Below are 14967 nucleotides of genomic sequence, written 5' to 3'. Positions count from 1 at the left end.
TGTGGGGGGGGTGTTGGGGGGGGTGCTGGAGCGGAGCCCCCCGCGCGGGGGGGGGGGGGGGGGGGCGGGGGCGGGGGGGGGGGGGGGGGGGGGGGGCGCCCCCCCCCCCCCCCCCGCCACTCACTCCCGCGACCGTCAGCAGCACCACACCCCGCCCCGCCGACCTCCCGCCTCAAAACACATTGAACGGCACATTCACCATCAGCCGATAAATGTCGCTTGTTCCGTCCGAATAATACTTGCTGCCTTGGTGATGCATGTAATAGAACTTGACCGACGTGTTCTTGAACTTGCCGTCCGGCACTGTGTAACTCGGAATAATGCCGAATTCGTGATGCGTGCCGTGCACGGGTTCACCGTTCACAATATAACTGCTCGCGTTGACCGTGCCGCTATTGGCCATGGCACTGCCGTCGGCGCCCCACCCATAGGCGACCCATGTCGTCACCTTGAAGCCGGGCATGCCGTAGTCCTTAAGATTCAGTGAATACGAAAGACTGACTGACTTCTCGTGCGGCTGGTTATAGTCGACATCCAGCGAATTGGAAAGATAATCGCCCCCCGACTCGTGCATGTAGTCGAACATCTGGTCGCCGAGAATCTGCTGAAAGGCGAATTGCAGTGTATGCGCGCCGTGCGTGCCGGCGAGCGCCAGGCTATACGCATTGTTATTGATCGGCCCCTGACGCTTGTCGCCGATGGCGCCCGTGTAGTAATAGTTGAGCGCGCCGGTCCAGCGCACGGATTTCGCGTCGCCGATGCTTTGCGTGGCCGACAGATAATACTGCTGCCATACGTTATTCGCGATGCTGCCGTAAAGCGTGACCGCCGTATCGTCGCCGCGCGTCCAGTCGCCGCCGAAGTACGTGAATTGCGAAACGTGCTTACCGCCATATTCCGTCGAGAGCCCGGTTACGGTCGTCATGCCGCGCGATATTACGCCATCCACCGTGCCGGCCTTGAGCGTGAGATTCTTGACCTCCTCGCTGGCAAGCGAGAAGCCGCGATACGTCGGCGGCAACGCGCGATTGTCGTGCGGCACGAGGAACGGGTTGTCGAAGAGTTGCTGGCCGTACTTGAGCACGGTGTTCGACACGCGCGCCTTCACGTCCCACACGCCCGGATACGCCCACGCAAGCTGATTCGCCCCGCCGCCGTCCGTGCCCACATGCACGCGCGTTCCCGCGCCGTTGCCGCCGTTCAGCTTGAACGCGCCGAACATCGACACATCGCCGCCGAGCCCAACCAGCCCGCGCGTGAAGCCCGATTCGAACACGGCCTGCGCGCCAAGCACCCACGCGTCTTTTTTCTTTGCACCCTCCGGTTCGAAATGTTCGGTGAAAGAGCGGCCGAGCAAATTGAAGTGCGAGTCCTCGATAAAGCCCTTCGACTTCGCCTGACTGCTCACGGGCGCATCGGCTTCAGTATTGGGCGGCGAACTCGGGACGGTTTCGGTATGTCGGGAAAGCGGCTCCGTATCGGCTTCCTGGCCGTAGGCGGCCACGGTCGCTGCCATCGCGCCGCTGAAAAGCAAAATCGAAAGTGCGACTGAAATTTTTTCTTTTTTCACGAAAGTATCTCCAACAACTGACTCAACCTGCGGACTACACAAACCAACTAACGAAATCGACGGCTGCAACACGCCGCGCCCGGCGACCGAAACGGTCGGGACGAGCGACGCGCGCTTAGGCTTCCTACGCATGCATGTCGTGGGCTATGGAAACTTGCGCATCAGGCGAAAAAGCACGCGGCCGACGCGCCGTTATCGAGCGCGCGCATTTCGGGCGTTTCCAACGCGCATCGCGCCTCGGCCATCGGGCAACGCGTATGGAACACGCAGCCGGAAGGCGGATTAATGGGACTCGGGATATCGCCCGACAAGATCTGCACGGTCTTGCCACGCTCGACCGCCGGATCAGGCACCGGCACAGCGGAAAGCAGCGCGCGCGTGTACGGATGCCGCGGCGTTTTGTAAAGCGCCTGCTTGTCGGCAAGCTCCATCACGCGGCCCAGACACATCACCATCACGCGGTCCGAGATATGGCGCACCACCGCCAGGTCATGTGCGATGAAGATGAGCGACAGCCCCATCTCCGACTGCAACGACTTCAGCAGGTTGACGATCTGCGCCTGAATGGAGACGTCGAGCGCGGAAACGGGTTCGTCGCAGATCACGAGCTTCGGCTCCACGATCAGCGCGCGCGCAATTCCGATACGCTGGCACTGCCCGCCCGAAAACTCGTGCGGGTAGCGGTTGATCATCTGCTCGCGCAGGCCGACTTTCGCCATCATCGCGCGCACGCGTGCCTGGCTTTCCTGCTTGCCGATGCCCGGCCGATGCTCGGTCAACGGCTCCGCGATGATCTGCCCGACCGTCATGCGCGGATCGAGCGATGCGAGCGGGTCCTGAAAAATCATCTGCACGTCGACGCGCGCCGCATGCCATTCGCGCTGCGAGGCCCGCGTGAGATTCGTGCCCATCCACACGATGTCGCCGCTCGTCGCCGGAATCAGGTTCAGAATGGCGCGCGAAAGCGTCGACTTCCCGCAGCCCGACTCCCCGACCACGCCGAGCGTTTCACCGGCGCGAAGATCGAAGCTCACGCCGTCGACAGCCTTCAGCGTGCGCGCTGGCGCCCACGGCAGCCGGCTCTTTGCCTTCACCTGAAAATGCACGCGCATGTCGCGCACGGAAAGAATGGTCGATGCCGCGTCAGACATGGCTCGCCTCCCGATAACGCGTCTTCAGCGCATCCACGGGCCGATGGCATGCTCGCAGCCAGTAAGCGCCGTCGACCGCCGTAAGCGCGGGCGCGCGCGCGGCGCATTCGGCGGCGGCATCGGCGCAACGTCCGTGGAACGGACAGCCCGCCGGCGGATGCGCCATGTTCGGCGGATTGCCCGGAATGCCGGTGAGTTCGCTACCCTGCTGGTCGAGGCGCGGCAACGCGCGCAGCAAGCCGATGGTGTACGGATGCGAGGGCTTTGCGAACAGCGTGGCGGCGTCGCATTGTTCCATCACGCGGCCGCCGTACATCACCATGACCTTTTCGCACAGGCCGGCGACGACGCCGAGATCATGCGTGATCAACACGATGGACGTGCCGAAATCGCGCTGCAAATCCCGCAGCAGTTGCAGCACCTGCGCCTGCACGGTGACGTCGAGCGCGGTGGTCGGCTCGTCCGCGAACAGCACTTCGGGCTCGCACAAGAGCGCCATCGCGATCATTACGCGCTGCCGCATGCCGCCCGACAACTCGTGCGGATACTGTCCGATGCGATGCGCCGCCTCGGGAATGCGCACGGCTTCCAGCATGGCGATGGCCCGCTTCTTCGCCTCGCGGCGCGTCATGTTCTTGTGCAGTTCGAGCACTTCGGTCATTTGCCGCTCGATCGTCAGGTACGGATTGAGCGAGCTCATCGGGTCCTGAAAAATCATCGAGAGGCGGTTGCCGCGAATGCGGTTGAGCGCCTTCGCGGACATGCCGAGCAGGTTCTCGCCGCGATACATCGCGCGCCCGCTTGCGCGCCCGTTCGACGCCAGCAGCCCGAGCATGGCGAGCACCATCTGGCTTTTGCCCGAGCCCGATTCGCCGACGATGCCGAGCGTTTCGCCTTCTTCCAGCGTGAAGCTCACGCCGTTGACCGCGCGAACGGTGGCGTCGTGTGTCGCGAACTCGACGCGCAGATCGTTGATTTCGACTAGCGGCATGGCTCACCTGTCCTTCGGATCGAGCGCATCGCGCAGCCCGTCGCCGACATAATTGATGCAATAGAGCGTCACCGACAGCAGCCCGGCCGGAAACAGCAGAATCCACGGTGACGCTTCCATCACGCCGACGCCGTCCTGTATGAGCACGCCCCAACTGGTCATCGGCTCCTGCACGCCGAGCCCGAGGAACGACAGCACGGACTCCGTGAGAATTACGCCCGGCACGGTGACGGTCGTATAAATCGCGACGATGCCGAGCAGATTCGGCACCACATGCCGCGCGATGATGCGCCGCGTCGGCACGCCGATGGCGCGCGCCGCCTCCACGAATTCCTTCGAGCGGATGGCGAGCGTCTGGCCGCGCACCACGCGCGCCATGTCCATCCACGAGAACACGGTGATGGTCAGCACGACGAGATAGAACTCGCGGCCGAGCAGCGTCACCATCAGAATGGCGATGAGCAGGTACGGAATGGCGTACATCATGTCGACGAAGCGCATCATCGCGTTGTCGACGCGTCCGCCGACGAAGCCCGCAATCGCGCCCCATACGATGCCGAGCGTCACGGACGTCAGCGTGGCAAGCGCGCCGATCATCAGCGAGACGCGCCCGCCAACCAGACAGCGCACGAGCAGGTCGCGGCCGGTTTCGTCCGTGCCGAAGAGATGCCAGTGAGCGAACGCGGGCGGCGCGCTCATCGCGTTCCAGTCGGCGGAATCGAACGCGTTGGGCAACAGCCAAGGCCCGACGATGCACGCGAGCGTGATGACGGCGAGCAGCGCCAAACTCACGACCGCCGCCTTGTTGCGCAGAAATCGCGCGCGCGCGTCCTGCCACGGACTGCGGCCCGCGACCGCCTGTTCGAGCAAAGGCGCCAGAGAAGCAGATTTCATCGCGCGCCCTTTCAATAGCGGATCTTCGGATCGAGCCACGCGTACGCGAGATCGACCAGCAAGTTAAGCAGCACGGCCACGACCGTGACGAGCACGACGAGGCCGAGCACGAGCGTGTAATCGCGATTGGCCGCGCCGTTCACGATCAGCTTGCCGATGCCGGGCAGCGAGAACACGGATTCCGTGACGACCGCCGCCGTGATCGACGAGATGGCGAGCGGCCCGATCACGGAGACGACCGGAATCAGCGTCGGCTTGAGTGCATGACGCAGCACGATGGCGCGCATCGGCAAGCCCTTCGCGCGCGCGGTTCGAATGTACGGCGTGTTCATCACCTCGATGAGGCTTGCGCGCGTGACGCGTCCGACCGTCGCGACGTTGATCATCACGAGAAGCGCGACCGGAAGAACCATGTAGCGCGCGTCCGCCCCGTTCCACCCGCCCGCGGGCAGCCATTTGAGGCCGATGGCAAAGACGAGAATCAGCACCGGCCCGATGACGAACGACGGAAACGCGTTGCCCGCGTTACTGACCAGCATCAGCGCGTAGTCGGCGATGCTATTGCGCCGCAGCGCCGCGCCCGCGCCGAGCAGCACGCCGATGACGATGGCCAGCGCCATCGACACGCCGCCGATGGTCAGCGACACCGGCAGCGCGCGCAGCACGAGTTCGTTCACGCTCCAGTCGGCGTAACGGAACGACGCGCCGAGGTCGCCGTGCAGAAGGCCGTCGAGGTAGAGCAGATACTGCTTCCACAACGGCTCACCGAGGTGATACTTCGCCTGCAGATTCGCGAGCACTTCGGCAGAGACTTTGCGCTCGCCGTCGAACGGACCGCCGGGCGTGGCGTGCAGCAGCAGGTAGCAGACCGTCACGACGATCAGGAGCGTCGGCAGCGTGAGCAGCACGCGACGCAGGGCATATGACCACATGAGAGCGCGTCCTTGGCGTCAATGCTTGACGATGTAGAGGTCCTTGCTGCCGTAGTGGTCCGCCGGATTCTTGAGCGAATAGCCGCCGACCGTGCTGCGCACGAGGCGCGGCAGGCCGTATTGCAGAAGCGGCAGCATCGGATAGTCGTCCATCACGAGCTTGGCTGCCTCGGTCAGCAACTGCTTGCGCTTGACGAGATCCGTTGTTTCGCTTGCCTGCTTGACGAGCGCGTCGGCCTTCGGATTGCAGTTGAAGTTGTCGTTCTGCTCGGACTTGCACTGCACGAGCGTAAGGAAGGTCGTCGCGTCGTTGTAGTCCGCCACCCAGCCGTTGCGCGCGATCTGATAGTCGCCGTCATGGCGCTTCTTCAGCAGCACCTTGAATTCCATCGATTCGATGTCGGTGGCAAGACCCAGCTTCGTTTTCCATTCGGAGGCCGCGAAGATCGCCATCTTCTTGTTGTAGTCGCTCGTGTTCATCGCGAAGCGCAGCGTCGTGCCCGGCTTCACGCCCGCCTGTTCCAGCAGCTTCTTCGCTTCCGCGACGCGCTTGTCCATCGGCCAGCTTGCCCATTCATAGGCCGATACGTCCGCGCCGCTCACGCCCTTCGGCAGCAGGCCGTAGCTCGGCGTCTGGCCGTCGGCGGTCACGCGTTGCGCAAGCAGATCGCGGTCGATCACCATGGAGAGCGCCTTTCGCACGCGCACGTCCTTCAGGAGCGGATCGCGGTTATTGAAGCTGTAGTAGCGCGTGCCGAGAATCAGCGAGTTGCGGATATCGTTGGGGAATTGCTGACGGTATTTGGCGTACGTGCCGGTGGGCAATTGATACGTCATGTCGTTCTCGCCCGACTGGAACAGTTTGACGTCCGTGTTCTCGTCCTCGACCGGCAAGTACGTCACCTTCGTCAACTGGACGTGTTCCTTGTCCCAGTAATTCGGGTTCTTCGCGAGCACGAGCTTGCTGTTGACCTGCCAGTCCTTCAACTGGAACGGGCCGTTACTGACGAGATTGCCCGGCTTCGTCCACTCCTTGCCTAATTTCTCCACCGTCGCGCGATGCACCGGCCCGAAGTTCGCGTTCGACATCAATTCCGGCAGGAACGGCACCGGCCCGGAAGTCTTGACTTCGAGCGTGGTCGCGTCGACGGCGCGTACGCCGAGCGCGCTCGCCGGCTTCTTGCCCGCGACGATCTCCGCGCCGTTCAGGAGGAACGGACCGAAGACGCTCGCGTACGACGACGCCGTTTTCGGATCGATGAAACGCTGGCAGCCGTAGACGAAGTCGTTCGCGGTCACCGTGTCGCCGTTGGACCACCGCGCGTTCTTGCGGAGATGGAAGATCCACGTCGTCGGGTCCTTCTGCTCCCACTTCTCCGCGACGCCGGGAACGACTGCGCCGTCGCCGTTGGTCGCCGTGAGCCCTTCGAAGAGGTCGCGGGCGAGGTTCGCCGCGCCGACCGATTCGACGAGCGCCGGGTCGAGCGTCTCCACTTCCGAGCCGTTGTTGCGCACCAGTTCCTGCTTGGCGGCAAGCGTCACGCCGGGCGGGACGATGGCGGCTGCGGCAGGCATCGCCGCAAGCAGGAACGCGGTGCTGGCCGCAGCGACTGACGCGCGTTGGAGGAAAGTGAAAGCGGCGAACGACTTCATAAAATTCCTTCTTGTCTCGTTGTATTGCTTTTTCTCGTTGCTTGAATGACGCCGCGTTTAGCCGCGTATGGCTAAACGAAGCGGCGTCTAACACTTAGCATCACTGATGAATGCCAAAGGCATGCACCGCTGTCCCGAAGATTTCCGAGCGGGCCTCGGCGCGCTTGATGGCTGGCAACGAGTATTTCGCATCGGTCATGCGGATGCCACCCGCAATCGCGCTTGATGACGAAATGTTTCGAAATATCGCCCGAATGAGCGACTGAGGCCGGTGCGATCCTGCGGCGGCTCCACCGAACGGACCGCAGCGTGTCGTCGCGGAAATCGCGCGACGACACGCGCACCGCAAAATCAGGCTCCGCCGAAGAGGCGTGCCGCGCGAGCGCGCAATTCCTCGGGCGATACGTCTTCCTTGTGCGTCGCGATCCACCAGACATGGCCGAACGGATCGCGCACCTTGCCGCCGCGGTCGCCGTAGAACTGGTCTTCGACCTGGCGCAGAATGGTCGCGCCTTCGTCGACCGCGCGGTGCACCACGGCATCGACGTCTTCCACGTACAGATGCAGCATCACCGGCGTGCCGCCGATGGCAAGCGGACCTCTCACCTCCATTTCGGGGAATTCGTCGCTCAGATAAAACGGATTGCCGCCGATCAGCAGCTCCGCATGCCCGACGCGCCCGCCCGGCTCCTGCATGGTGAAGACTTCGGTCGCGCCGAACGCTTTCTTGTAGAAGTCGATGGCCGCGACGCCACCCGCCACCGCGATATACGGAATCACCCCATGACGGCCTTCGGGGATGGGATCGACTGGTGCACTCATGAATGCCTCCTGAACTCGGCAAAGTTAGCGGACGCCGCATTCGCCACCCGCGGCGCACATCAGATGGTGCCGGTTTTGGGCGAGCGCCGCAAAGCGCCGCGACGCGCCCTTAACAAGTTTTCACTATTCGCTTCATACTCTCGGTCGAAGCACGTCCCACTTCCCCATCAAACGGAGCACTCATGCACGATCTGAAAGGCAAGTCGATCCTCATCACGGGCGCGAGCACGGGCATCGGCGCGGCGGCGGCCCGCGCGTTCGGGCGTTACGGCGCGAATGTCGCGGTGCATTACAACAGTTCGAAGGACCAGGCCGAGGAAGTCGCGAAAGACGTGCGCGCGCTCGGCGTGAGCGCGATCACCGTCGGGGCGGACGTGCGCGACTCGAAGGCGATCGTGGCCGCCGTCGCGCAAACGGTCGATGCGTTCGGCAAGATCGACGTGCTCATCAACAACGCGGGCAGCCTCGTGAAGCGCGAGCCGCTCGAAAGCGCGACCGACGAACTCTTCGACGACATCATCAACATCAATGCGCGCTCGGTCGTCTCGTTCACGCGGGCGGCGCTGCCTTCGCTGCGCTCGGGGGGCGGCGGCTCGATCATCAACGTGACGTCGGTGGCGGCGCGCAACGGCGGCGGTCCGGGCGCGCTGCTGTACGCGGCGTCGAAAGGCTTCGTCAGCACCATCACGAAGGGCATGGCGAAGGAATTCGCCGCCGACCGCATTCGCGTGAACGCGGTCGCGCCGGGCGTGATCGGCACGCCGTTCCACGACCGCTTCTCGACGCCCGAGCAGCTCGAAGCCTTCCGCAAGTCGATCCCGATGGGCTATATCGGCGAAGCGGACGATTGCAGCGGCGCGTTCCTCTATCTCGCGTCGGAGGCGATGTCGCGCTACGTGACCGGCCAGATCATCGACGTCAACGGCGGCCAGTTGATGCCGTGAGGCGCGCCGGCCGTGTTATAAGGCGCTAGTCGATACCGAGAAAAGGAGAATGCAGGAGATGCCGTTGAAACAGGAACATCGCTTTCGGTCCCTCGCGCTGACGGCCGCGGCCGTCGCCGCGTTTAGCGTCGCGGGCTTCGTCGAAACGTCGCCCGCCTATGCGAAGACAGCGGACACGCAGCCGCAAGTCCTGACCGCCTCCGCCGTCGCCGTCGCGGACAAGTACGCCGCCGACACGGCGGAGCAAATCTTCAAGCAGGGCGGCAACGCAGTGGACGCGGCCGTCGCCATCGCGTTCACGCTCGCGGTCACGTATCCGGAAGCGGGCAACATCGGCGGGGGCGGGTTCATGACGCTTTACGTGGACCATCGGCCCTACTTCCTCGACTACCGCGAGCGCGCGCCGATTTCCGCCACGCGCAACATGTACCTCGACGACAAAGGCGAGGTCATCAAGGGCATGAGCCTGTACGGGCATCGCGCGGTCGGCGTTCCGGGCACGGTGGAAGGCATGTGGGAAGCGCAAAAGCGCTTCGGCAGGCTGAAATGGAAGCAGGTGCTCGCGCCCGCCATCCAGTACGCGCAGGACGGTTTCGTCGTCGACGATCAACTGATCGAGCGGCGCGATCGCGCGTCCAAAGACTTCGCCGGCAAGACGAACTTCGACCTCTACTTCGGCGGCATGAAAGCGGGCGAAGTGTTCAAGCAGCCGGATCTGGCGCAGACGTTGCAGCGCATCTCGGACAAGGGCGCGAAAGGCTTCTATCAGGGCAAGACCGCGGAGTTGATCGCCACGTCGATGACCGGACACGGGCTCATCACCACGCGCGATCTGAAGGAGTACAAGGCGGTCTGGCGGCAGCCGGTGGTGGCGAGCTGGAACGGCTATCGCGTGATCACCGCCCCGCCGCCGAGTTCGGGCGGCGTCGGCCTCGTGCAGCTGCTCAAGATGAAGGCCGACCTGAAGGACAAGTTCGAAGGCGTGCCGCTCGATTCCGCGCAGTACATCCACCTCGTCGCGGAGATCGAGAAGCGCGTGTTCGCCGACCGCGCGCAGTATCTCGGCGATCCCGACTTCTACAAGGTGCCGGTCGCGCAACTGGTCGACGACGACTACATTCTGAAGCGCGCGCAGGAAGTGAATCCCGAGACGCCGTCCGATACCAGGAGCGTGCAGCCGGGGCTCGGCACGTCGATGCCCGAGAAGGCGGAGACGACGCACTTCTCGGTCGTCGACAAGTGGGGCAACGCGGTGTCGAACACCTACACGATCAACGGTTACTTCGGCGCAGGCGTGGTCGCGGAAGGCACCGGCGTCGTGCTGAACGACGAGATGGACGACTTTTCCGCGAAGCCGGGCGTGGCGAACATGTTCGGCGTCGTGGGCAGCGACGCAAACGCCATCGCGCCGCGCAAGCGCCCGCTCTCGTCGATGACGCCGACCATTCTCACGAAGGAAGACCAGGTCGCCATGGTGATCGGCACGCCGGGCGGATCGCGCATTTTCACGTCGATCTTCCAGGTGCTGTCGAACGTGTACGACTTCCAGATGCCGCTGGCCGAAGCCGTCGGCGCGACGCGCTTTCACCATCAACTGCTCCCGCCCAACACGATCTATCAGGAGCCGTTCCATCAGCTCGATCCGGAGGTCGTGAAGCAACTGGAGGCGAAGGGCTACACCTTCTCGATGCAAGGCTTCAACGGCGACATTCAGGCTATCCGCATCAACGGCGAAACGCCTGAGCCGATGTCCGATCCGCGCGGGCGTGGCGTGTCGCGCGTCATTCAGTAAAGGCACGCCGACGCTTACAGCGTGAAAGTATCGCGCTCGGTCCGGACTAGGCATTTGCCCTAGTCCGGATTTCGCCGGTCGCGCTCTTACGCCCGTCCCCTGCGGGATTCTCAGAAATATAAGAATGCTGGCATGAGCGGCATGTTTCGCTTGGGATTGGACCGCGCGTTTCGTTCCCCTAGTCTCTGTCCTGACCGAGTGCACCATGCGCCGCTGCGCGCGACGCACCCGGCCCATCCAGAACTACATACGAGACGACCCTGACGACGGACCCGCAGTGCGCGTCGACGCGCGCACGGCCATTCGTTTCAGCGTGCTGATAAAGGAGCAGCTCATGTTGGAATCCCCCGCCCAGCAGCTTGGCGATATCACGCCCATCAATCGGGAACAGGATGTTCAGACAGCCAACGGCGGCGTGCTCGACCGCTACTTCGGCATTTCGCGAGCCGGCAGCACACCCAAACGCGAAGTCGTGGCCGGCGTCACGACTTTCCTCGCGATGGTCTATTCCGTGTTCGTCGTGCCGGGCATGCTCGGCAAAGCGGGCTTCGATACGAGCGCGGTGTTCGTCGCCGTGTGCCTCACGACCGCGTTCGGCTCGCTGCTGATGGGCGTGTGGGCGCGTCTGCCGATCGCCATCGGCTGCGCCATTTCGCTGACCGCGTTCACCGCGTTCGGCCTCGTGCTCGGCAAGGGGCTCTCGCCCGCCATCGCGCTCGGCGCGGTGTTTCTGATGGGCGTCGTGTTCACGGCGATTTCCGTGACGGGCGTGCGCTCGTGGATCTTGCGCAATCTGCCGACGGGCGTCGCGCATGGCACGGGCATCGGCATCGGGCTGTTTCTGCTTCTGATCGCATCCAACGATGTCGGCCTGATCGTGAAGAACCCCGCGCCCGGCATGCCGGTTTCGCTCGGTCACATTACAGCGCTGCCCGTGCTGATGTCCGTGGCCGGGCTCGCGGCGATATTCGGTCTGGAGCGCCGGCGCGTGCCGGGCGGCATTCTCCTGGTGGTGGTCGGGCTTTCGGCGATCGGCCTCGTCATCGACCCGTCCGTGCGCTTCCACGGCGTGTTCGCCCTGCCGTCGCTGTCCGCGCCGGGTCATGCGTCGCTGATCGGCGCCATGGATATCAAAGGCGCACTGTCGATGGCCGTGCTGCCGAGCGTGCTCGCCCTCGTGATGACCGCGGTATTCGACGCCACCGGCACGATCCGCGCGGTCGCGGGGCAGGCAGGCCAGATCGACGCGAACGGACGCATCGTGAACGGCGGCCGCGCGTTGACGGCGGATTCCATCAGTTCGATCTTCTCCGCGTGTTTCGGCGGCGCGCCGGCGGCGGCGTATATCGAATCGTCGGTAGGCGTGGCGGCGGGCGCGAAAACGGGTCTCGCGGCGAGCGTCGTAGGCGCGCTCTTTCTCGCGGTGATGTTCCTCTCGCCGCTCGCGAGCCTCGTGCCCTCTTACGCGACGGCGCCCGCGCTCATGTACGTCGGCTTGCTGATGCTCGGCAACGTCGCGAAGCTGCACATGGACGACACGGTGGACACGATGTCGGGACTCGTTTGCGCAGTGTTTATCGTGCTGACGGCGAACATCGTGACCGGCATCATGCTCGGCTTCTGCACGCTGGTGATCGGGCGCGTCGTCGCGGGCGAGATTCGCAAGCTGAACGTAGGAACGGTGGCGATCGCAGCGGCGCTCGCGGTCTTTTATCTCGGCGGCTGGGCTATCTAAACGATGCGTTGAAACGACAAAGCCCCGAAAGCGTTCGCTTCCGGGGCTTTGTCCAATGCTGATGCGCTTGACCGGGCGTCAGGCCGAGGCAGACTCGGACTTACTTGCGATACGATTCGACGAGAATCTCGCAGTTCTGCAGATGCAATTGCAGCGCGCGATTCCACTCGCGACGCACCGCAGCCTTCGCCGCGCGCATCCACGAACCGAACGAAACGAGCACAGATTGTTGAGCGGTGGTTTTCATGGAGAGCTCTCAGGGTAAGTAGCTAGGGGATAACCCTAACTATACGCTTTTCATGCTGCCTTGCAACCAATTCTCAAAAAAGCTACACCGTCTCTCGTCGATCTCCCGGTCGCATTTTCCGATTATTCACTTCGCGAGCAGTTCGCCGTGACGCGCCGGTCCGTTCCCCGCGATCCGCGCGACGAGCATTCCCGTCGTCGCGAAGCGCGTCCAGTGGCGCGCGTACAGCACGCCGTCCGTCTGCGCGACGAGCGGAACAAGCCGGTCTTCGAGCGGATCGAGGATGTCGGCAATCGTCTCGCCGGCACGCACGCGCTCGCCGACCTCGCAGCGATGCAGGATCACGCCCGACGCCGGTGCATGGAGGTACTCGCAGCCGGCAAGCGGCGTCGCGGCGTGGCAGAGCGGCGGCGGCTCGGGCGCGCGGCCCGCGACAAAGCCCGCGTGCGTCAGATAATCGACGATCGCTTGCGCGTCGTGCGCCGCCGTCTCGTGGGATACATCCCGCACGCCGCGCAGTTCGAGCGTGACCGGCGTGACGCCCGTCGGAATCGGAAAACGCGCGCCGAACGCATCGCGCAAGAAGCACCACGCCGACGTGCACGCTTCGTCGAACGGCTCGCCGCCCGACACGTCGACCAGCAATTGCGCCTCGCTGCCGATAAAGCGCGCGAGCGGCTCGACGGCGGCCCACGCATCGGGCGTCGTGTAAAGATGCGCGACGGCCTCCCAGTCGCAATGCAGGTCGATGACAAGATGCGCGTCGCAGGCGAGACGCATCAGCGCAATGCGTTGCGACTCCAGTTCCGTCGCGCCTTCGCTGGTGGCGAAATGCCGGCGCAGCGCGGCGCGGATCAGGTCTGCGTTGCGCGCGGCGTCGTCGGTCAGGCGGCCTTCGAGTTGCGTCGCGAGCGCCGGGCCGGGATCGGGAAAGCGCCGGTTGAAGTCCTGTCCCGATTGCATGTCGAAGCGGCCCATGTGCGTGCCGAACCAATGCTGATTCAGCCCGGCGGGATTCGCCACCGGCACGAGCACGATCCGCGCGTTGAGCAGCCCCGCGGCTTCGAGCTCGGCGAAGCGGCGCTTGAGCATCCACGCGACCACCATGCCGGGCAACTCGTCGGCATGCAGCGATGCCTGGATATAGACCTTCGGCACGGCGTTGTCGCCCGGTCCGAACGAATAGCTCCTGATCGCGCGCCGGGTGCCGGGCGCGGCGCCGACGAGCGGATGATCGTGAATCTGCATTGCGCCTGACCTTCGAAACTGCCGCCTGAAAAAAGCAAAAGGCACCGCGAGCGATGCCTTTTGACCGTATGCGCGACGCTTGCGCGCTTACTGAATAGAAACGTCGGTCGCGAAGTACTTCGCCATGATGCGCTTGAACGTGCCGTCCTTCTTGATCGCGTCGAACGCCTGATTCAGGCCCTTCTGCAAATCGGCGTCGCCCTTGCGCAGGCCGATGGCTGTGCCCGGACCGATGAGCGCCTTGTCCTCGACGATCGGCCCGACGAGCGCGAACGGCTTGCCCTGCGGCTTCTTCAGAAAGCCGATGGCTGCCTGCGCCGCGTCCGTGAACATGGCGTCGATACGGCCCGCGACGAGGTCGCCTTCGACCTGTTCCTGATCGCCGTACGCGACGACCGTCACCCCCTGCGGTTCCCACTTCGCCTTCGCGTAGCGTTCCTGCACGGTGCCCTGCTCGACGCCCACGCGCTTGCCCTTGAGCGCCTGCGGCGTCGGCAGAATGCCCGAGCCGGCGCGCGCGACGAGTTGCGCGTGCGTGTCGTATAGCGGCTCCGTGAAGTCGATCTGCTTCAAACGCTCTTCGGTGATGCCCATGTCGGAGAGCACGGCGTCGAACTTGCGCGCTTTCAGGCCCGGAATCATGCCGTCGAAATTATTCTCGACCCAGACGCACTTGACCTTCATCTGCGCGCACAAGGCGTTGCCGAGATCGATGTCGAACCCGACGAGCTTGCCGTCAGGCTGCTTCGATTCGAACGGCGGATACGACGGATCCACGGCGAAGCGGATTTGCGTGATGTCCTTCGCGTGCGCGGAGAACGAGGTGATGGCAAGTGCGGCGAGCATCGCGCGCAGAGCGAACGATGCGGACTTGCTGACGAACTTCTTCTGCGACATTCCAATCCTTCGAGACTTGCGGTGATTGCTGGCGCGCTGCGTTCGCGTGCTGCACGAATGCGGACGCGGCGCGCGGTGGCCCCTTTCGGGA

General features: G+C 64.1%; 13 protein-coding genes. 3 read left to right on the top strand and 10 right to left on the bottom strand.

Translation table 11 applies throughout. The features are described 5' to 3' along the window. Window positions 1-172 precede the first annotated feature (172 nt). The 7 genes from NCR37_RS15640 to NCR37_RS15610 form a co-directional block, all read right to left on the bottom strand. The gene (locus tag NCR37_RS15640) at window positions 173-1570 is read right to left on the bottom strand and encodes an OprD family outer membrane porin (protein ID WP_250473770.1); all 1398 of its coding nucleotides are present in this window, start codon (window positions 1568-1570) and stop codon (window positions 173-175) included. Between the two features lie 161 nt (window positions 1571-1731). After that, window positions 1732-2721: a murein tripeptide/oligopeptide ABC transporter ATP binding protein OppF gene (gene oppF, locus NCR37_RS15635; RefSeq protein WP_250473769.1), complete on the bottom strand. Its 990-nt coding sequence runs from the start codon at window positions 2719-2721 to the stop codon at window positions 1732-1734. Continuing rightward, on the bottom strand, window positions 2714-3712 hold the full coding sequence (locus tag NCR37_RS15630) for an ABC transporter ATP-binding protein (RefSeq protein ID WP_250473768.1): 999 nt from the start codon (window positions 3710-3712) through the stop codon (window positions 2714-2716). Before NCR37_RS15630 ends, oppF begins: the two co-directional genes overlap by 8 nt. Window positions 3713-3715: 3 nt before the next feature. Then, window positions 3716-4606 carry an ABC transporter permease subunit gene (locus tag NCR37_RS15625; protein ID WP_250473767.1) on the bottom strand — a complete coding sequence of 297 codons (891 nt, stop codon included), beginning with the start codon at window positions 4604-4606 and terminating at the stop codon, window positions 3716-3718. Between the two features lie 11 nt (window positions 4607-4617). Then, window positions 4618-5538, bottom strand: a complete 921-nt coding sequence (locus tag NCR37_RS15620; RefSeq protein ID WP_175941665.1) for an ABC transporter permease subunit — start codon at window positions 5536-5538, stop codon at window positions 4618-4620. An 18-nt stretch (window positions 5539-5556) separates the two neighbouring features. Beyond that, entirely contained in the window at window positions 5557-7191 is a 1635-nt protein-coding gene (locus NCR37_RS15615) for a peptide ABC transporter substrate-binding protein (protein WP_250473766.1), read from the bottom strand. 351 nt (window positions 7192-7542) lie between these two features. Further along, window positions 7543-8013 carry a VOC family protein gene (locus NCR37_RS15610; RefSeq protein WP_250473765.1) on the bottom strand — a complete coding sequence of 157 codons (471 nt, stop codon included), beginning with the start codon at window positions 8011-8013 and terminating at the stop codon, window positions 7543-7545. 182 nt (window positions 8014-8195) lie between these two features. Here NCR37_RS15610 and NCR37_RS15605 point away from each other — a divergent pair, with 182 nt between their 5' ends. From NCR37_RS15605 to NCR37_RS15595, 3 genes are all read left to right on the top strand, one after another. Then, window positions 8196-8957: an SDR family NAD(P)-dependent oxidoreductase gene (locus NCR37_RS15605; RefSeq protein WP_250473764.1), complete on the top strand. Its 762-nt coding sequence runs from the start codon at window positions 8196-8198 to the stop codon at window positions 8955-8957. A gap of 58 nt (window positions 8958-9015) precedes the next feature. After that, window positions 9016-10749, top strand: a complete 1734-nt coding sequence (ggt, locus tag NCR37_RS15600; RefSeq protein WP_250473763.1) for a gamma-glutamyltransferase — start codon at window positions 9016-9018, stop codon at window positions 10747-10749. A 334-nt stretch (window positions 10750-11083) separates the two neighbouring features. After that, window positions 11084-12484: an NCS2 family permease gene (locus NCR37_RS15595; protein WP_250473762.1), complete on the top strand. Its 1401-nt coding sequence runs from the start codon at window positions 11084-11086 to the stop codon at window positions 12482-12484. Between the two features lie 100 nt (window positions 12485-12584). Here NCR37_RS15595 and NCR37_RS15590 read toward each other — a convergent pair whose 3' ends face one another. The 3 genes from NCR37_RS15590 to NCR37_RS15580 all read right to left on the bottom strand — a co-directional run bounded on the left by NCR37_RS15590 (window position 12585) and on the right by NCR37_RS15580 (window position 14876). Continuing rightward, on the bottom strand, window positions 12585-12731 hold the full coding sequence (locus tag NCR37_RS15590; protein ID WP_250473761.1) for a hypothetical protein: 147 nt from the start codon (window positions 12729-12731) through the stop codon (window positions 12585-12587). 126 nt (window positions 12732-12857) lie between these two features. Beyond that, window positions 12858-13979 (bottom strand): succinylglutamate desuccinylase/aspartoacylase family protein, encoded by a 1122-nt coding sequence (locus NCR37_RS15585; protein ID WP_250473760.1) that lies wholly within the window; start codon window positions 13977-13979, stop codon window positions 12858-12860. 87 nt (window positions 13980-14066) lie between these two features. After that, on the bottom strand, window positions 14067-14876 hold the full coding sequence (locus NCR37_RS15580) for an ABC transporter substrate-binding protein (protein WP_371747426.1): 810 nt from the start codon (window positions 14874-14876) through the stop codon (window positions 14067-14069). Window positions 14877-14967: the final 91 nt, after the last annotated feature.

The organism is Caballeronia sp. GAFFF1, assembly GCF_023630705.1.
Lineage (GTDB): Bacteria > Pseudomonadota > Gammaproteobacteria > Burkholderiales > Burkholderiaceae > Caballeronia.
The sequence above is the reverse complement of the archived record's forward strand: the minus strand, read 5'-3'. Positions and strand labels throughout refer to the sequence as shown.

Excerpts from the sequence above, each read along its gene's own strand:
- oppF (WP_250473769.1), bottom strand. The coding sequence starts at position 2,721 with ATGTCTGACGCGGCATCGACCATTCTTTCCGTGCGCGACATGCGCGTG.
- NCR37_RS15630 (WP_250473768.1), bottom strand. The coding sequence starts at position 3,712 with ATGCCGCTAGTCGAAATCAACGATCTGCGCGTCGAGTTCGCGACACAC.
- NCR37_RS15625 (WP_250473767.1), bottom strand. The coding sequence starts at position 4,606 with ATGAAATCTGCTTCTCTGGCGCCTTTGCTCGAACAGGCGGTCGCGGGC.
- NCR37_RS15620 (WP_175941665.1), bottom strand. The coding sequence starts at position 5,538 with ATGTGGTCATATGCCCTGCGTCGCGTGCTGCTCACGCTGCCGACGCTC.
- NCR37_RS15615 (WP_250473766.1), bottom strand. The coding sequence starts at position 7,191 with ATGAAGTCGTTCGCCGCTTTCACTTTCCTCCAACGCGCGTCAGTCGCT.
- NCR37_RS15610 (WP_250473765.1), bottom strand. The coding sequence starts at position 8,013 with ATGAGTGCACCAGTCGATCCCATCCCCGAAGGCCGTCATGGGGTGATT.
- NCR37_RS15605 (WP_250473764.1), top strand. The coding sequence starts at position 8,196 with ATGCACGATCTGAAAGGCAAGTCGATCCTCATCACGGGCGCGAGCACG.
- ggt (WP_250473763.1), top strand. The coding sequence starts at position 9,016 with ATGCCGTTGAAACAGGAACATCGCTTTCGGTCCCTCGCGCTGACGGCC.
- NCR37_RS15595 (WP_250473762.1), top strand. The coding sequence starts at position 11,084 with ATGTTGGAATCCCCCGCCCAGCAGCTTGGCGATATCACGCCCATCAAT.
- NCR37_RS15590 (WP_250473761.1), bottom strand. The coding sequence starts at position 12,731 with ATGAAAACCACCGCTCAACAATCTGTGCTCGTTTCGTTCGGTTCGTGG.
- NCR37_RS15585 (WP_250473760.1), bottom strand. The coding sequence starts at position 13,979 with ATGCAGATTCACGATCATCCGCTCGTCGGCGCCGCGCCCGGCACCCGG.
- NCR37_RS15580 (WP_371747426.1), bottom strand. The coding sequence starts at position 14,876 with ATGTCGCAGAAGAAGTTCGTCAGCAAGTCCGCATCGTTCGCTCTGCGC.